The organism is Cytobacillus sp. FSL K6-0265 (genome assembly GCF_038003465.1).
In the GTDB taxonomy this organism is placed as follows: Bacteria; Bacillota; Bacilli; order Bacillales; family Cytobacillaceae; genus Cytobacillus; species Cytobacillus stercorigallinarum.
The window spans coordinates 4,259,513-4,277,847 of record NZ_JBBOPE010000001.1 but is presented as its reverse complement, the minus strand read 5'-3'; the positions used below and the strand labels follow the sequence as shown (position 1 = coordinate 4,277,847).

At 37.6% G+C, this 18,335-nt stretch carries 18 protein-coding genes and 1 riboswitch; of the genes, 11 read left to right on the top strand and 7 right to left on the bottom strand.

The annotated features are described in order from the left end of the window. Positions 1-28: 28 nt before the first annotated feature. From MHH73_RS21625 to MHH73_RS21615, 3 genes are all read right to left on the bottom strand, one after another. A complete protein-coding gene (locus MHH73_RS21625; protein ID WP_341069469.1) occupies positions 29-913 on the bottom strand; it encodes a M15 family metallopeptidase in 885 nt (294 codons plus the stop codon). Between the two features lie 95 nt (positions 914-1,008). Next, positions 1,009-2,118: a HAMP domain-containing sensor histidine kinase gene (locus tag MHH73_RS21620; RefSeq protein ID WP_341069466.1), complete on the bottom strand. Its 1,110-nt coding sequence runs from the start codon at positions 2,116-2,118 to the stop codon at positions 1,009-1,011. Further along, positions 2,111-2,800 carry a response regulator transcription factor gene (locus tag MHH73_RS21615; protein ID WP_191816953.1) on the bottom strand — a complete coding sequence of 230 codons (690 nt, stop codon included), beginning with the start codon at positions 2,798-2,800 and terminating at the stop codon, positions 2,111-2,113. Before MHH73_RS21615 ends, MHH73_RS21620 begins: the two co-directional genes overlap by 8 nt. 406 nt (positions 2,801-3,206) lie before the next feature. On the opposite strand from MHH73_RS21615, the gene MHH73_RS21610 reads away from it, so the two are divergent. The 3 genes from MHH73_RS21610 (at position 3,207) to MHH73_RS21600 (ending at position 5,446) form a co-directional block, all read left to right on the top strand. Beyond that, positions 3,207-3,836 (top strand): LysE family translocator, encoded by a 630-nt coding sequence (locus MHH73_RS21610; protein ID WP_341069463.1) that lies wholly within the window; start codon positions 3,207-3,209, stop codon positions 3,834-3,836. A 124-nt stretch (positions 3,837-3,960) separates the two neighbouring features. Continuing rightward, complete coding sequence (locus MHH73_RS21605; RefSeq protein WP_341069459.1) at positions 3,961-4,518, top strand: class I SAM-dependent methyltransferase; 558 nt, start codon at positions 3,961-3,963, stop codon at positions 4,516-4,518. Between the two features lie 211 nt (positions 4,519-4,729). After that, positions 4,730-5,446: a sulfite exporter TauE/SafE family protein gene (locus MHH73_RS21600; protein ID WP_341069456.1), complete on the top strand. Its 717-nt coding sequence runs from the start codon at positions 4,730-4,732 to the stop codon at positions 5,444-5,446. Between the two features lie 78 nt (positions 5,447-5,524). Here MHH73_RS21600 and MHH73_RS21595 read toward each other — a convergent pair whose 3' ends face one another. Further along, entirely contained in the window at positions 5,525-6,571 is a 1,047-nt protein-coding gene (locus tag MHH73_RS21595; RefSeq protein WP_341069454.1) for a ketopantoate reductase family protein, read from the bottom strand. 139 nt (positions 6,572-6,710) lie between these two features. On the opposite strand from MHH73_RS21595, the gene MHH73_RS21590 reads away from it, so the two are divergent. The 4 genes from MHH73_RS21590 (at position 6,711) to MHH73_RS21575 (ending at position 11,227) form a co-directional block, all read left to right on the top strand. After that, entirely contained in the window at positions 6,711-8,198 is a 1,488-nt protein-coding gene (locus tag MHH73_RS21590; protein ID WP_341069452.1) for a methyl-accepting chemotaxis protein, read from the top strand. A gap of 130 nt (positions 8,199-8,328) precedes the next feature. After that, positions 8,329-8,513, top strand: a riboswitch (Lysine riboswitch). 128 nt (positions 8,514-8,641) lie between these two features. Next, positions 8,642-9,487: a transporter substrate-binding domain-containing protein gene (locus MHH73_RS21585; RefSeq protein WP_341069450.1), complete on the top strand. Its 846-nt coding sequence runs from the start codon at positions 8,642-8,644 to the stop codon at positions 9,485-9,487. Between the two features lie 222 nt (positions 9,488-9,709). Continuing rightward, a complete protein-coding gene (locus MHH73_RS21580; protein ID WP_191816948.1) occupies positions 9,710-10,468 on the top strand; it encodes an amino acid ABC transporter permease in 759 nt (252 codons plus the stop codon). 24 nt (positions 10,469-10,492) lie between these two features. Further along, on the top strand, positions 10,493-11,227 hold the full coding sequence (locus tag MHH73_RS21575; RefSeq protein WP_191816947.1) for an amino acid ABC transporter ATP-binding protein: 735 nt from the start codon (positions 10,493-10,495) through the stop codon (positions 11,225-11,227). Between the two features lie 132 nt (positions 11,228-11,359). Here the strand turns inward: MHH73_RS21575 and MHH73_RS21570 are convergent, their stop codons facing one another. Next, the gene (locus MHH73_RS21570) at positions 11,360-12,568 is read right to left on the bottom strand and encodes an iron-containing alcohol dehydrogenase family protein (RefSeq protein ID WP_341069447.1); all 1,209 of its coding nucleotides are present in this window, start codon (positions 12,566-12,568) and stop codon (positions 11,360-11,362) included. Positions 12,569-12,702: 134 nt separating this feature from the next. On the opposite strand from MHH73_RS21570, the gene MHH73_RS21565 reads away from it, so the two are divergent. From MHH73_RS21565 to MHH73_RS21550, 4 genes are all read left to right on the top strand, one after another. Then, positions 12,703-13,179 carry a methylated-DNA--[protein]-cysteine S-methyltransferase gene (locus MHH73_RS21565; protein ID WP_341069444.1) on the top strand — a complete coding sequence of 159 codons (477 nt, stop codon included), beginning with the start codon at positions 12,703-12,705 and terminating at the stop codon, positions 13,177-13,179. Positions 13,180-13,223: 44 nt separating this feature from the next. Next, the gene (locus MHH73_RS21560) at positions 13,224-13,784 is read left to right on the top strand and encodes a nitroreductase family protein (RefSeq protein ID WP_341069442.1); all 561 of its coding nucleotides are present in this window, start codon (positions 13,224-13,226) and stop codon (positions 13,782-13,784) included. 184 nt (positions 13,785-13,968) lie between these two features. Further along, positions 13,969-15,192 carry a hemolysin family protein gene (locus MHH73_RS21555; RefSeq protein WP_341069439.1) on the top strand — a complete coding sequence of 408 codons (1,224 nt, stop codon included), beginning with the start codon at positions 13,969-13,971 and terminating at the stop codon, positions 15,190-15,192. A 27-nt stretch (positions 15,193-15,219) separates the two neighbouring features. After that, entirely contained in the window at positions 15,220-15,540 is a 321-nt protein-coding gene (locus tag MHH73_RS21550) for a thioredoxin family protein (protein ID WP_341069436.1), read from the top strand. A gap of 66 nt (positions 15,541-15,606) precedes the next feature. On the opposite strand, the gene MHH73_RS21545 is transcribed toward MHH73_RS21550, so the two are convergent. After that, complete coding sequence (locus tag MHH73_RS21545) at positions 15,607-17,565, bottom strand: ABC transporter permease (RefSeq protein ID WP_341069433.1); 1,959 nt, start codon at positions 17,563-17,565, stop codon at positions 15,607-15,609. Continuing rightward, on the bottom strand, positions 17,555-18,316 hold the full coding sequence (locus MHH73_RS21540) for an ABC transporter ATP-binding protein (RefSeq protein WP_341069430.1): 762 nt from the start codon (positions 18,314-18,316) through the stop codon (positions 17,555-17,557). The genes MHH73_RS21545 and MHH73_RS21540 overlap by 11 nt, the downstream gene beginning before the upstream one ends. Positions 18,317-18,335: the final 19 nt, after the last annotated feature.

Below are 18,335 nucleotides of genomic sequence, written 5' to 3'. Positions count from 1 at the left end.
TTAGTATGGTCAAAGCTCAGTTATTTTTTTAAAGAGAGTAAGAAGTGACTATCACTCCCTCTTTATTATCACCAGAAATTTGATAGTAATCGTCATCCGGTAAGGTAATAGTTTTGCTATCATGGACCGGGTAATATCGAATATGATAAGTTACATCATCTAATATAAAGTCAATTGTCTTCTCTGTTTCTAGCAGTCTTAAATACTCCTCTAACACAAGATTCTTCTCATGCATAACTGCACTATGTGGCAAGCCAACATAGCGAATATGCCATGGCTCATATGAAATGCCGGTAATATCACTTTTATTCTCAGGGTATCGTAAAATAAAACCATACATCCACGCCTTTTCTTCTAACCATTCGGCTTCCTTTGCTTTATACATCGTTGTTGTCTGAGATCCAACATCAAGGGCAAGCCCGAAATTATGCTCACTATAGCCAGCAGGTAGAGCGTAATCTGAACCTTTTTCCTGATACAGCGCTTGTTGTGTGTCCCAGCCTCGATAACCACTCGTTAGTAAAAATTGATAATCCTCTTCTTTGTTAGCTGCATGTATCATGTCATTAAATCGTTTTAATAAATCTATCGATAATTCAATATTAGCATCGATAAGACCAAATTCTTTATTCATTTCATCATATTCAAATACGTTGACAACATCGTCTAGTATCGTATTTTTCTTCAATGGATGGTCTTCATTAACAAGTAATAACTGACCATCGTGTATCATATCTTCTTCCAAAGCTAAATTTCGACTAGAGGGAATGGGTTTGAAGTCATTGTTTTCGTTATCCTCAATGGTATATTCAATATCATCCCTTAACAAATTGGCTTTATTGGAAGTAAGATATTGATTGACGGCTATTAATAAAAATAAAATAATGGCTAAAAAAAATCCCCACTTCTTCATACGTCTATTCCTCCTTCAATTCATAGAACTAAAGATAAAGAATGAAACTTAAAAAAAAGTAGGGGTAAATCTAAAGTTTTTCTTAAAATTTCCCTTTAATCATCCAAAGTAGATGGATGAACGGGAAGTCTAATCTCAAATTTAGTTTGTATGACAGTACTATCGACAGTAATACGACCGCCATGTTGTTCCACAATATTTTTGGCAATAAATAGCCCTAGCCCTGTTCCCCCTTCTTGATGGGCGCGAGAAGGGTCGGATGTGTAAAAGGAATCGAAAATATAAGGCAGGTCCTCTTCTCTGATATCATCACCATAGTTAATCATCTGCACAACCGCTACTTCTTCATCTAATGAAGAGTGAATATCGATAAATTGACCATCCACACCATAGCGTATGGCGTTATTGAGGAGGTTTTCAAAGACACGTGCTAATTGTCTCCCATCTGCTTCAATCATTAAGGAGGGTTGCAATTGTAATCTTGCCTCTAAGTGGTTCTTCTTAAGGACAGGATACATTTCCTCACAGAGTTGTAATAATAACTCACTTAAATTAATTTCACTTTTCGTAATAGAGAGCTTCCCATAATTTAATTTCGTAATATCAAAAAGGTGATCAATTAATTCTTCTAACCGTCCAGCCTTCTTATAGACAATGTTTGTATAATGCTTTTTTTGTTCCTCGTTTAAGCTAGTGTCTTTTTTGATAATATCTAAATAGCCAATAACGGATGTGAGTGGTGTCCGCAAGTCATGGGCGAGATTGACAATTAACTGATCACGGCTTGACTCAGCGAAATCTCCACGCTCAATCGCCTCTTTTAGCTTGAGACTAGCTGTATTTAAATCAATTGCTATCTGGCTAAACTCATCATTAGTAGAGATTTTTGTTTCGTATTGAAAATCACTGTTAGCTAATTGCTTTAAACCATGTGAAATGTGACTGAAATACGATGAAATTCTTCTTGTAAGTAATTTGAATAATACGAGTGTAAATAGAATATATAGAATTGCAAAAGTAATAATCAGCCCTGTATTTCCTAATGCCAACCTGATTTGAGCTAAAGGATCACCGATTAATACAAACTGATGATAATAATATTGCATAAATGCAAAAAGTGCATATGTGATTACGCCAGCTACTATCATGCTAACGAAGACGAGTAGTAATAGTTTCGTTTGAAAGCTGATTTTATAATTAACCATGAAAGGCATAACCTACTCCCCAGACGGTTTTAATGAACTCGTTCTTGTCTTCACCAAGTTTCTTCCTTAATGTGCGAATATGAACCATCACTGTATTTTGGTTGTCATAATAAGCATCTCCCCACACAGTTTGAAAAATATGCTCTGCACTAAAAACCTTATTCGGATGGTTAGCGAGTAAGAGGAGAATATCAAATTCCTTCGGGGTGAGAGAGAGGACCGTATCATATTTTGTTACTTTATGTTGATCAGGATCAATTGTAAGTCCTCGAAACTCTAATATATTTTCTTTTGAAGCTGATTGATTATACAGCATTGTCCGCCGTAATTGTGATTTGACGCGTGCCACTAATTCCATAGGATTAAACGGTTTGGTCATATAATCATCCGCACCAATGACAAGCCCAGTGATACGGTCAAAATCTGATGTTTTAGCACTTAAAAAGATGATCGGAAAAAGATAGTTTTGTTCGCGAATCATTCTAGTGACTTCATGCCCGTCTAGACGGGGCATCATAATATCTAAGACAGCCAAATCAATGGGGTGTGATTGTACAATTTTTACTGCTTCTTCTCCATCATTTACTTTGAAAATATGAAAGCCTTCTTTTTCCAAATGGAGCCCAACAAGGTCAGCAATTTCCGCCTCATCATCGGCAATCAAAATATTTACATGCTTCACGTTGTACACCTCTAATTTTCAGTAAGAATCTCTTATAGTATAGCCGTTAACCATTTATTCATCCAGCAAGAGAATAATCGTTACCTTCCTTGAATGCTCTATCGATCAGGAGGCATTTTTTATGTATGAGGAGATTTTAAACAAAATGGTCCACGAATAATCATGGGGGATTGTGGCCTGTCAATCCTTACTTGGAAATCTCTTATAATAAAAAATATTGATGATGAATTTTGACTGCTGGAGTTAAAGTGATTAATGAGTATAGTCATGTGGCAGGAGAGCCTTATTCTGATAGAAGTGAGAAATGGCTATCTTCGTTCAGAAATAACTTTTAAAATATTCTATTTATTTTCTCGCGAGAGGAGTACAATAGGAGTGAATTTATTACTTGAGGGGGGCAGATTAAATGTTTGGCATCACAAGTTTTACGGTGTTTTTAGCCGCCGCGATTATTATGAATATTACCCCAGGGACAGATACGATGTATATTGTCTCACGGAGTGTCTCGCAAGGAAAGAAGGCAGGGATATACTCTGTTCTTGGTATATCTACAGGTGCGATGGTGCATACATTTTTAGCTGCTATTGGACTATCCCTTATTTTAACGACATCAGCCATTTTATTTACTATTATAAAGGTGATTGGTGCGGCGTATTTAATTTATCTAGGCGCACGTATGGTCATTCAAAAATCCTCTCAATTTGAGGTCAAAAAGACGAAACCTTTAACTGCAAGGAAAGTGTTTGCTCAAGGTTTACTAACGAATTTAACCAATCCAAAAGTGGCGCTTTTCTATATTTCATTTCTTCCTCAATTCATTTCTGTAGACAATGGATATGGCCCACTTCCTTTTATCATACTTGGTATGACCTATGTTGTAACAGGGACCATTTGGTGTTCGATTGTCGCTCTGTTTGCCTCTACAACGACGAAAAAACTTAGAAATAATCCTAAAGCAGAATTTATCCTTAATAAGGTAACAGGCATGATCTTTGTCGGCTTAGGCATTAAGCTTCTCCAAACAAAGGCATCCTAATAAGGAGCAGAAAAACGCTGCTCCGTTTTTTCTTCCACTACAAAATTAACCATTTACAAAGAAGAGTAAATAAATTATAGTTATTATGGAGTCTTTATATCTGTAATTGAAAAGGGGTTTTTTTATGAATGAAAAAGTAAAAAGAAAAATTAGTAACCTTGAACATATTGGTCGTTCTCCTGCTGAGGAATTATTTCAATATCTCCCCCTCAACCATAGTGATGTCGTATTAGATATAGGAGCTGGTGCAGGGTACGTGGCACTACCTATTGCAGAAAGGGTAGATACAGTTTATGCGCTTGATTTAGATGAGGAAATCTTAAACTATTTGCAGTCTACAGCTGAGAATAGAGGAATCACAAACATTCAGCCCGTAACAGCAAATTTTAAAGAGATCCCATTAGCAGATGAACAAGTAGATATTGCGATTGCTTCCATCTCGCTACATGAGGTAAATCCATTATCTACCGTACTCGAAGAAATCAATCGCACCTTAAAAGCTCGAGGTACGTTCTTATGTATTGATATTGAAAAAACCGCAGATGCCAGAGGACCGAGAGTTTCATCGGGGGATATGATGAAGGCAATGGAAAATGCAGGTTTTGACCATATAGAAATGATGGTCTCTCAGAGGAAATTAGGAAATGAGCCGGTTTATATCATTAGGGCAGAAAAGAAGTAATAAAGGTAATAGTTATATTTATATTTGTATTTGTATTTGTATTTAAGAAAGCCTGAACCACTTTAACTAAAAGGCACTTTTTTATCTTAAGCTGATAAGTCCTCGTTCCACGTGAAACAAAAAGTCTCATCTTATGAGGGTTTTGTTAGCTAAAATGGTAAAATAGAGGAAGGAGAAAAAGTCTCTGGAATAGTGAAGGTGGTTTGCTCAATTGCTCATTTTATATATACTACTTATTTTAATTGCTTCTATATTACAGGCGAGTACGGGGTATGGCTTTTCTATTCTAGCGACGCCATTTTTACTACTGTTTTTTGAGCCGATGGAAGCCATTCAAATCAACTTAATTTTATCTTTGTTTATTTCGATTGTCATGATAGGGAAAGTCAAGGTTGACGTGGATCAAAAAGTGTTAAAACGACTTACCATCGGTAGTATTTGTGGGTTGCCTTTAGGGATGGTCATTTTTCTTTGGTTACCACTCAATTGGTTAAAAATAGGTATAGGCGTTTTAATTTTAGTTTTGACAGTGTTGATGATTGCTCAATTGAAGATGAAGCAAACGAAAAATAGAGATTATGGTGCTGGTGGGTTATCTGGTATGTTAACGACAAGTATTGGTATGCCAGGTCCGCCGTTATTATTGTATTTTTCGGGCACAAAAACGAATATGGAAAGTCTGAGAGGGACGACAATTGCTTTTTATTTATATATCTATGTGATTAGTCTGGCTATCCAAATGGTTGTTGCTGGCACTACACAAACAGTTTGGCTCGCTAGTTTGGCCGGGGCTCCTGTTGCACTAATTGGCATATTTTTAGGGCAGTTATTATTTAAAGTCATGAGCCAAAGGTTTTTCTCAATTATTTCTTACTTAATCCTTTTATTTACTGGATTATACTTATGTATCAACCAATTATTTCTCTAAACCCGCATGCGAATTAGAAGAAAAAAAGACTGGTGAGATGTTCGATTTAGAACGTCTCACCAGTCTTTCAATTATGGATTAATGAACAGCCATTTCTTTGTTTAATAGGGATTCAAAAGCTTTAATATTCTTATCAAACTCCGGCAGTTGTTTTGTTTCTTCCGCTTGTTTGATTAAGCTAGTGACAAGATCATTTACTGGTGAAGGAACTTGTAGGGCGGTCCCTTTTGTTGAGATGTAACCGTTAATATAGTCGACTTCTGTTTGTAATCCTTTTTCTAAATCTTGTAGCATACTAGCTTTGAGCAGTGCTTGAGGACCAAATGCTTGTTTAGCAATTTGGATGACCCTTGGTAGATTGCTCTTGTCTTCGTTAATAGAGAAAATACCTACATTTACACCAGCCAGTTCGCTAAATTGAATGTTATTCGCGTAACCAACCTTCAATGTTTCATCAGCCAACATCACAGCACTTGTGACAGCGGCCTCATTACTCAGTATATCCCCATATGTACAACCTAGTGCGGCAGACATACCGCTCATCGCTACATTGACAAGAAGCTTGGACCATTTTGTACCGATTAGATTATTTGACACGATGGTGCCACCAACATCTTCAAGAACGGTTTTTACTTGATTCACACGATCAGTCATCTGTCCGTCTAACTCACCAATTTGAAAAGCGTGCGCAGAGAATGCCTGTTTGTCTGATGTTAATTGTGAGACACCTGGTTTTACCCAAGTAGCACCAAACTCTACAGAGCCACCGATTATACGATCTGCACCAAGTGATTCTATTAAACTTTCTTCTGGAACACCATTTTGAAGAGAGAGTAATATACTTGCTTCGTTCATATGCGCTTGAAGTTGTAGGAGTACTGATTTATTGTATACTTGCTTAGTTAAAAGTAAGACAAGGTCATAAATGCCAGTCATTTCATTTGGCGTGATGGCTTTCACAGAGGCCTTTAGGTTAACAGTCCCCACAACTGTTGCACCGTTTCTGTTTAATGCATGGATATGATCGGTATTTACATCGATGCATTCCACTTGATGCACCCCTTTTGATAAGTGTGCCCCAATAATCGTTCCTAAAGATCCTGTTCCCATAATAGCAATTCTCATATGTATCCTCCTAAAATATTTAGTTGTAAAGAACTAACATTATAGTTAATCATACCGAAATAAATACTAGAAATAAAAGAAAAAAAACCCAAATAATAGGCTGAAAGTCCTTTTTGGATGAAATTAGGAGGAGAAACAATTGGATACGCAAAAGAATGAATTATTAAGAGTTCATAAAGTGAATATGTGGGGATTAATGATATTAGCTGTCTTATTAGTCTTCCCCATTGTTATTGACCGGGGTATAAGCGATTCAATTGTCATTATGAGTGCTGGGATGTTTGTCATTGTCATGGCAATTGTTCTGTACTTTTTGCGTATCAATGATTACGTAAAGGGTTTTTTGTATGCTGCTACACCAAACCTTATTGTGATGGCACTCTTTTTTATTGACGGGTATGCTTTGAATAAGCATTATATTTTATTCTTAACGATTGCAATGGTGGTACTATATTTTAAAAAAGAAATGATTGTTGCTTTTTTGGTATTCTATAATGTTAGTTTTATTGCAACCTACTTGATTATCGGCCATCAGTTATTGGGTGAAAGTAATAGTGTCCGGAGTATTGTAACTATTATTCTTGTCAGCAACGGGATTTTGTATTTATTTTATTTATTAGCTAGTTGGGGGAGGGAATTAATTGACCAAGCAGAGCAAAAAGAATTAGAGTCAAAAGACCTCCTTATGCAGTTGCAAGACACTTTTGGTTCAATTGATAAAGGTACAGTGACGCTAGAAAATCATATTGGGCTCTTTAAGCAAAATATTGAAACGATACATGAGTCAAGCCAACAAGTATTAGAAGCTGCTCAACAGATGGCAACAAGTATTCAAGAAGAAGCGAACAGTTTGAATATTGTCAATGATTCTATGAGTCAGTCTTTACAAAACACAAAAGAGTCAGTTGCCATTTCAGAGGACGTCGTAGAAAAATCGAAGAATATGAATGAAAAAGTACAAGACGGTTTAACTAAGATTGTCGATGTTACAACACATATGAATACTGTAAATACAACGATTAGTGTGACAGCATCGACGGTATCAGATGTTCATTCAAGTATGGAACAAGTGAATAAATTATTGGCAGGCATTAAACAAATAGCAGAACAAACAAATTTACTTGCATTAAATGCAGCGATTGAATCAGCAAGAGCGGGAGAGCATGGGCGAGGCTTTGCGGTCGTTGCAGATGAAGTAAGGAAGTTAGCTGAGCAAAGTGCTGAAATTACGGTGGCGATCTCTGAAGTGACGAATACCCTTTTCAATCAGTCCCTTGAAGCACGTAAAAGCTCTATTGAAGGGGAGGGTGCTGTAAAGCAGGGACAAGCACTGTTAACAGAGATATCTGCCTTTTTCAACGAAATACAAACATCATTACAAGAAAACAACTTAGAGTTAGTGAGAGGAGTAAACGAGGTTTCCGCGGCAACCGAAAAGTTTGAACAAATTCAAGAACAGATTGAAAATATGGCGAATATATCAGAGGAAAATGCCGCAGCTACAGAAGAAATCGTTGCCATCATAGAAGATGAACATGCAATGGTATCAAACGTAAATCATTCGGTAGCCGATATTAACCGGTTGAGTGTCCAGCTAAAAGAGCTAGCTTCAAGTAAACAAGTTTAATATTGATCATTGTCCTCTAATCAAAAGGATGTGCGAAAAAAGGACCAATTTTCCATAGAGTTTATATTGACAGACGCTATTAAACTATTGTAGCCTAATAGATATCAAATTGAATAAACCTCACTTTTTCTGGTGGGGTAGAGGCGCGGTATTTAACAGTCTTTAGTAGAGTGATAAGGCATGATGAGACTAAAGAGAAGGAAATATCGCCGAAATGTGCTATATCCGATTGTATAGCATGTTGGGTCTGCAGTGAATAATTGCAGGACTGTCTTAATAAGCTTACCCGGTTTATTAAGTTGCACTATCTCTAAAATGGGAAAAGTAGAGGATTTAGGCGGAAGAATAACAAGGACCTGAGTTCATCTCAGGTCTTTTTTGTTATTCTTTTTCTTAATTCGGAATAGTTTAATTAATAGAAAAATATATTAGGGGGAATAGAAATGAAAAAGAGATTTGCTTTACTAGCTATGGCTTTAGTACTGAGTATGTTTCTAGCTGCTTGTGGTTCAGGTGACGAAGCAGAAGGTAACACGGGTTCAGGTGGAGAAGATAAAGACGTTTTTCGTGTAGGACTAGAGGCTGGTTATGCGCCATTTAACTGGACGCAAATGGATGATAGTAACGGCGCAGTAGCAATTGAAGGTAATTCAGAGTTTGCAGGCGGGTACGATGTTGAGATTGCTAAGAAAATAGCAGAAGGCTTAGGGAAAGAACTAGTGATTGTGAAAACAAAATGGGATGGCTTAGTCCCTTCTCTTAACTCAGATAAGATTGATGCCATTATCGCTGGGATGTCACCAACAGCAGAACGAAAAGAAACAATTGATTTTTCCGATAACTATTACGAATCTGATTTAGTGATGGTTGTGAAAAAAGGTGGCGATTACGAAAATGCTACATCGATTCAAGACTTCAGTGGAGCAAAAGTTACTGCCCAATTAAATACATTTCATTATTCAGTGATTAATCAAATTGACGGCGTACAACAGCAAACAGCGATGGAGAGCTTCCCTGCTATGCGTGTTGCGTTAGAGTCCGGAATTATTGACGGTTATGTTTCTGAACGCCCAGAAGGTGTAAGTGCTTCAGCTGCTAATGATAATTTTGCGATGGTTGAATTTACTGAAGGATTTGAGACAAGTGAAGAAGATACTGCCATTGCAGTAGGGTTGAAAAAAGATAGCGAATTAACAGATAAAATCAATGAAATCCTTGCAGATATTTCTGAAGAAGAGCAGAAAGAATTGATGGATGCTGCGATTGAGAATCAGCCAGCGGCAGAATAACTAAATGAGCCGGCTGCATGAGATGTAGCCGGTTTTGTTTCGAGATAAGGAAATACCATTTTGCAGTTGAGACTTGTCTTTTTAATACCATAGTGGAGCAGGTGAGACTTTTAATAAAAAAGAGCCTATTCCACAGTCGAGTTTCTTCATGACCATGTATCCTTAGCAGAATGATTGGTAAAAAAGGGACCAATCGTTATGAGAGAAAAGGAGATAATATCAATGAGTATTGAATGGATTATTCGCATCGTAGTCGAGTATTGGCCAATGTTCCTACGCGGCGCAGGTGTAACATTATTAATTGCCCTAATTGGTACCGTTTTCGGTGCGTTAATTGGTCTATTATCAGGGGTTTTACGGACGATCCCAATGCCAGAAAAAGGGTCAAAACGATTATTATTGAAGGTCGTTAATCTTATATTATCAGCTTATATTGAATTTTTTAGAGGTACGCCAATGATTGTACAGGCAATGGTTATTTTTTACGGTGCAGCGATGGCTTTTGGTTATCAGATGGATCCGTTAATTGCAGGTATTGTCATTGTTTCCATTAACACAGGTGCTTATATGGCAGAAATCGTTCGCGGAGGAATTATCTCTGTCGATCAAGGTCAATATGAGGCAGCACAAGCAATCGGTATGAACCACGTACAGACAATGATGAATGTTGTCTTACCACAGGTCATTCGCAACATTCTTCCCGCAACAGGAAACCAGTTCATTATTAATATTAAAGATACCGCTGTACTAAGTGTCATCTCGATATCCGAATTGTTTTTCCAAACAAATTCGATTGCCGGTAATAATTTCCGCTATTTTGAATCATTCTTTGTTGTTTGTATTATTTATTTCATTATGACTTATACTGTGACATTAATTTTGCGCTATATCGAAAGAAGAATGGATGGACCAGCAAACTATGTCATTGCAGGTGAAATGGACACAGCAGAGGATATCAAAAGAAAGACAACAGGAGCTTAAGTGGCGGAAAGGAGAGATGAGAAAATGAGTACGGTCGTTGACATTCAAGGGTTAAGTAAGTCTTTCGGGAGTCATGAAGTACTAAAGGATATTAACTTCTCAGTAAATAAAGGAGAAGTTGTCACAATCATCGGGTCATCAGGATCGGGAAAATCAACATTACTCCGATGTGTGAATCTACTGGAAAAGCCAAGCGGTGGACAAATTATTTATAATGGTGAAAATATTCTAGATGATAAACATAATGTCCATCAATATCGAAAAAACCTTGGCATGGTATTTCAATCTTTTAACTTATTCAATAATCACAATGTGTTAGGGAACTGTGTTGTTGGTCAAATAAAAGTATTAAAGCGTTCAAAAGAAGAGGCCGAAAAAGTCGCTAAAAAATATCTCCATGTCGTTGGTATGGATGCGTATGTAGAAGCAAAACCGAGGCAACTATCCGGTGGTCAAAAACAACGTGTAGCCATTGCAAGAGCATTATCTATGGAACCCGATGTCATGCTGTTTGACGAACCAACATCAGCACTTGATCCGGAAATGGTTGGTGAAGTGTTAAAAGTCATGAAAGAGCTAGCGGGAACGGGACTTACCATGCTCATCGTAACGCACGAAATGGAATTCGCCCGTGAAGTATCGGACCGCGTCGTCTTCATGGATAAAGGCGTCATTGCTGAGGAAGGCACACCAGAGCAAATCTTTAATGCCCCTCAGAAAGACAGAACGAAGGAATTTTTACAGCGTACAAGAAAATAAAGCAATATCCAGTTCTTGCTTAATAAAAGCCTGTACAAACACGAATTAAGGCGTCTGTGTTTGTGCAGGCTTTTTTGACGAAGACGATGAGATAAACCCTATTATCTTTATCCTCGGTAGAGAACTAGCTAATCAATGATAAACCTTTTGGTCGACATTCACCGGTAGGACTTCTTTATAAATAGCTTCCAGATCCTCTTTCACCGCTTTTCTCGGATTGTAATGGATGGTTCCATGGTCATTCATAGCATCTTCTGCAAGTTGGGCGATATCTCCATCTGTGAAGTTGTGGTCGAGATGTGTGAAATCTTTTGGAATATCAATAGACTGTAATAAATCTTCTACTAGTGGAATCAGTGCTTTGCCTGCTTGTTGTAAACCAACGGCGTGTAACGACGGATCAATCATACGAGCAATGGTCGCATATCTTTCTGTAGAGGCAGGAAGGTTGTAGGCAATGACTTTTGGCAGAATAACGGCATTGGCAATACCATGAGGCACACCGTACCGCGCAGACATCGGATGTGATAAGGAATGAACAATTCCTAGTCCGCCAAGGCTAAATGACATGCCTGCTAGTGTGCTAGCAAGATGGACTTGGCCTCGCGCTTCTAAATTATCTGCATGTGCGTAGGTTTGTGGTAAATAGGACCAGATCATGCGAATGGCTTGTAGGGCAAGAGCGTCTGTAAACGGATTAGCAGGTAGAGAAACATAAGATTCAATGGCGTGGACAAGTGCATCAGCGCCTGTTGCCGCGACTTGCTTACGCGGTAATCCGAGCGTAAGTGCGGGGTCCACAAACACGACTTTCGGAACAAGAAACGGGGAGCCAAGCACAAGTTTTCTACCGCCATCGCTATCGGTAATGACACTTGCTATGGTGACTTCAGAACCCGTTCCGACTGTTGTCGGAATCGCGAAAAGTAGTGGCAACTTATCTTCTATTTTCTTACCACCAAGCGAGTATTCCAGCACATGTCCTGGATGCGTGACTGCGACAGCGAGCCCTTTGGCAAAGTCCATGGAGCTACCGCCACCAAGGGCAATGATCAAGTCGGCACCTTCTAGCTGGAAACTCTTCACGCCTTCCATAACAGAATGGGCAGTCGGATTGGGTTCGATATCGGCATAAACAGCGTATTCAATCGATCCAGCCTCTAATACTTGAGTAACCTTTTCTACGACACCTGATGATATCAAGCCTTTATCTGTACAAATAAAGACTTTTTTCTTTCCTGTCGATTTCACTTTGTCTGCAAGCTCTTGTTGAACGACCTCATACCCAAATTTTAAATCTGTTTGTAGATTTAAGTGAAATGATGCGTTCAATAAACTCATTCGTTGATCCTCTCCTTTTCAATAATTATTTACTTATAAATAGTTAAGCGCTTACAAGGTAATTTCCTCCTTTCTCTAACTAAATTTTAGAAAGAATGATAGAATACAAGTAAAAAAGAGGGAGTGGGATCGTTATGGCGAAAACGCTTGTTCAAATAAATTCTCCTGTTGGTGTGCTAGCCATCGAAGGAACAGAAAAAGCCATCACAGCTGTTCAATTTCTTGATGGAACGGAAATTAAAGAACCATTGAGGGATGACTCTCCAGATGTAATGAAGGCATGCGTACGGCAATTAGAGGAATATTTTCAAGGGAAGAGAGAGGTTTTTGATCTCACTTATGAGTTAAATGGGACAACCTTTCAAACGAATGTATGGCAAGCATTAACAACGATTCCCTTCGGTGAAACGGCTTCTTATAAAGACATTGCTGTCATTATCGGGAATGAAAAAGCTGTGCGCGCGGTCGGTAGCGCGAATGGTAAAAATAAAATCAGCATCATTATTCCTTGTCATCGAATTATTGGAACAAATGGGAAATTAACTGGCTATGCAGGTGGCATGGAAAGAAAAGGATGGTTGCTTGCACATGAAAGAAAGTTCAGAAAATAGTATAATAGGCAGGTAAGCAAATTGTTAGAAGAAGGTGACTTGAAATGGAAAGAAAGATAGATGAGATTATTAAGGATCGCCGTTCGATTAAAAAGTTTAAACAAGATCCTGTAAGTATAGATGAAATTGTAGAGCTACTAGAGGTGGCAAAATGGGCACCGAATCATAAAATGACGGAACCATGGCGCTTATTACTTTTTGCTGAAGAAGGAAAAGAGAAGTTTATTGATGCTTATTGTCAATCGCAAAAAGCAAAAGATGGTAGTATTCCTGAAAAAGCACAGAATAAATCAGCTTACTTCCGCTCTATTCCATTGCATCTTGTCGTTGTTATGCCTGAGGACCCTCGTCAGAAAACATGGGATGAAGACTACGGGGCAGTGAGTGCAATGATTCAAAACTTCCAATTAGCTGCATGGGAAAGAGGCATCGGTATGATTTGGCGGACCAATGATTGGATTTACAATCCTGTCTTCCGTGAAGCGATTGGTGTCAAACCAGGGGAGAAAGTAGTAGCTACTTTAATGATTGGTTATGCTGATCATATACCTGAAGCAAAGCCGCGAACAAGTATTAAAGAAAAGCTGCAAATTATTAAAGCGTAAAATAAGGTGACGATGAAAGGCTAGGGGATGCGCGAAAAGCAGTTCCTAGCCTTTTTTTATTGCCTAGAATGTATCATTCTTTTAAAGTCGATCAAGTAGGTTTTTTGGAAGGAGTAGTTAGGTATACTATGGGTATATAAATTAATAACGATTAAATGCTGTCCATTTGTTAGGGGGTCTAGATTTGATTATTGCTATTATTTTTCTCTTATTTGTTTCATTCTTTTTTTCAGGGAGTGAAACCGCATTAACTGCAACAAATAAGATGAGACTGCGCACCAAAGCGAAAAACCATGACAAAAAGGCAGAAAAGATTCTTAATATCGTCTCAAAGCCAAGTGAATTTATTACTTCGATTCTAATTGGTAATAACATTGCTAATATCTTACTACCGACACTTGTAACAACCCTTGCTATTCAATATGGCTTTAATGTTGCGCTCGCTTCGGCTATTTTGACAGTAGTTATTATTATATTTTCGGAAGTCATTCCGAAATCTATTGCAGCAGCTTTCCCTGATCGTATATCGTATCTTGTATATCCTGTGATTCGGACCGTCATTTTTATTCTAAAACCAGTGACAGTCATTTTAAATGGCTTAACTGGTTTCATTACCGGCATATTATCAAAGGGGCAGAAACAAGAATCATCGATTTCTAAGGAAGAGCTACGGACAATGGTAGAAATCGCTGATACGGAAGGGATTTTTAAAAAAGCGGAGTCTCATCGTATTAAGGGTGTGCTTAATTTTCACAATTTAAATGTAAAAGATGTGTTGAAAACTCCAAGAATAGACCTTATTGCGCTCCCTATTACGACTACATTTGAAGAAGTAAGGGATATTGTGATTCAGCATCCGTATACAAGGTATCCTGTCTATCGCGAGGATATTGATAGTATTGTCGCAGTTTTTCATTCAAAGTACTTATTATCTTGGGCTGCGGAACCACACAAAACACTAGAGGATTACTGTGATACAGATCCCTTAGTTATTTATGAATTTTCTTCTCTTGAGCGTGTTTTTCGCCAAATGACGGTGGAGAAAAAACATCTAGCAATTGTCTTGGATGAATATGGTGGAACAGAAGGAATTGTTACTCACGAAGACATTATTGAAGCCATGATCGGGTTAGAAATTGAAGATGAAATGGATCTTGATACTGAAAGGCATATTCATAAACTGACTGACACAGAAATGATCTGTAATGGAAAAATAACATTATATCAACTCAATTCTGTATTTAAGACAGATATACCCGAGGAAGATGATGTACTTGCAGGTTACATACAAAAGCAAATAGACCACTTTCCGGCTGTAGGTGAAGTCATTGTACAAAACAACCTTACTTTCGAAATATTAGAAATAAAAGGGAGAGCACTGACAAAAATAAAAATTACTAAAAAATGATGCTGTGTTTTTAAGGAGTTTGAAAAAGTGAATAATCCTTCAGTTTTAAAGTCAATTAATGAGGTTAGAGCATTTATTAAAGAAAATACCTTTGCCCTACTTTATATTTGGAGTGACCATTGTAGCGTATGTCATGCATTGTATCCCAAATTATCCGAGAGTTTACTGGAGTTTCAAAAGGTAAAACTAGGAAAAGTTAACTATCAGGATGTAAGCGAAATAGCCGGTGAGTTTTTGGTTTTTTCCGTACCGACAGTCATCCTCTTTAAAGAAGGAAAAGAGTACTTAAGAGAAGGGAGATTTATGAGAGTACAGGAGTTTAAAAAACAATTAAAGCCTTTTATTTAACTTTTATGATGTTAAAAATGCTTTAAAAGAGCACCATTCTAAAAAATGAACGGTGCTCTTCATTAATTATAAAGCTTCTTTAATCACTTTCTTATAATGTAAAACTGCTAATAATCCAAAGATGGAAAAAAGCACAGTATAGATAACCATGACAATAATAGTTGGTGTCATCATTTCTGTTCCGAATAAGAACCAGCCCGATTTAACTGCGAAGTAACTATGAAAAAGGCTGAGAATAAGCGGGATACCGAAAGTGAAAAATTGTTTTACGCAAATGCCTTTTAGGAGATCGTTCTGAGTATAGCCAAGCTTACGTAAAATCGTATAGCCATTCTTTTCTTCTTCCCCTTCATCCATTTGCTTAAAGTAAATAATACAGCCTGAAGTGATTAAGAATGTTAGCCCTAAGAAGCCGGTAATAAATAACGTCAAACCGATAAATTCTTTCACACCTTGAAATTCTAATTGCAGGGACCAAGTATTTCGTTCGAAATCCAGCGTTTCGTATAGGTCATTTGCTTTTACTAAATCGTCCTGATTTTCGAGGTTGATTTTATAAAAACGGTTGCCTTGGTCTTTAAAAATTGTTTGTAAATCATCGTTCAATGCGTTTTGTAATTGCTTATATACGGTGTCATCGACGACAGCAGTAGGAGAACCACCAAATGTGAAATAAAATGGAATGATGGGTTCATCATTTAAACCAACAAGGTCTAATTTATATTCATTTGCTGTTGTATGCATCACAATAGAGCTATTTTCGTTTACATCCATGATGGAATCATACATGGCAGGCCATCCAGTAAAAAATACTTCATTAGGCTTAACGTCTAAACCGTCCACATCTTTATCACTAACTACGGTCGATTCCATCTTCTGTACATCGACTCCTGCTGATTCAGGATCCACAGATAGGTGAATCATGTCTGCCATATTAAAGGTAGCAACTACGATTTCCATTGTTTCTTCTGTATAAGCTATATTATGATCAGTGAATGCCTCTGTTAGCATGTTTGCTTCTTTTTCACTATTCGTAGAAAAATCTGCTTGTACACGTTCAAATGCGCTTTTTTCTGCTGAATAGAACTGAATATAGGATAAAGAGAGTAAACCGATAGCTAATGCCGATACGGTTGTGATTACCGTTAGTAATAAGGCATTAGATTTCATACGAAACATAATCGATGACAAAGAGAGGACATCTGTTATGTTTAGATAGCCACCTTTTCCTTTACGAATGACATTACCAATGAAAGTAATCGACCCGCGGAAGAAAAGGTAAGTGCCGATAATGACACTCCCAAGGATGAAAATCATGGCGAGAAATAATTCATTTACTGATGTAAAATCACCGCTGAAAAGTTGGGATGATACATAATAACCTGTTGCAATAAAGCAAAGTCCTAATATACCAATTACAATTTCTACAACCGTGACACGTTTTACAGTTCCTTCTGTAGTTGCTTTTACTTTGAACAGTGATAGTATGCTCTGACGGTGAATAAAGAAAAGGTTATTTGCCATAATGAGCAAATAAATCACAGCAAAAACAATCAACGTCTGTACTAACGCCTGAGATGAAAACTGTAATTCCGCTAATTCATCGATCGATATTAATTTAAACAGAATCATTAGCACAAACCTTGAGCTAAGAAAACCAAGGAAAATACCAATCATTAAAGAACCGAAATATAATAAGAAATTTTCAACTGTAAGTAGACGGAAGATTTGCCCTTTCGTCATACCGATTAGTTGGAAGAGCCCGATTTCTTGCCCACGTCTTTTTATAAAAAGATTGTTAGCAAATAAGAGAAATACAGCAACGATGACAATGAGTAAAACAGAAGCTGCCCGAATAGCTGCCGCCCCTTTCACCGTACCACTGGCCTCATCTAATGCAGGGTCAAATTGTAATGTGACGAAAGCGAAATAAAGACTGGAACTAAACGCAAGTGCAAACACATAGAGATAATAATTCTTGATGTTCTTCTTTAAATTGCGCCAAATGAGCAAATTAATGTTCATTTTGTACACCGCCCAGAATGGCTTGCGTCTTCATAATATCTTTAAAGAAGTCTTGCCTCTTTTCATCACCTTTGTTCAATTGCGTGTAAATTTGTCCATCTTTAATAAAAATCACGCGACTGCAGTAACTAGCTGCAACTGGGTCATGTGTGACCATGACAATGGTTGATTTCCTTGTTTCATTCAGCCTCGTTAATTTATTGAGTAAATCTGAAGCGGATTTTGAATCTAAGGCACCAGTTGGTTCGTCAGCAAAGATAATACTTGGCTCATGAATGAAGGCACGTGCTGCTGATGTTCGTTGTTTTTGCCCCCCTGAGATTTCACTAGGGTACTTGTTCGCTAAGTCTTCAATCCCTAATTCAGAGGCGATCTCAGAAAAGCGTTTATTGGCTTCATTCTTTGATACTTTTTTGATTGATAATGGCAGTAAGATGTTTTCTTTCACGGTCAACGTATCAAGTAAATTATAATCTTGAAAAATGAAGCCAAGATAATGCTTACGGAATTCCGCAAGTTGTCTTTCTTTCATTTTCGTCATTTCTTTGCCTTCAATGCTAATTGACCCAGAACTTAAGTGATCAATCGTCGAAAGAATATTGAGTAAGGTTGTCTTCCCTGAACCGGATGCGCCCATTATACTTACGAATTCACCTTGCTTTATTTGCAGGTCCAATCCTTTTAATACTTCTTGTTTATTCCCTCTACTTCCGTAGGTTTTATGAATTTTATGTGCTTCTAATATATTCATATACATGCTCCTTTTTTCT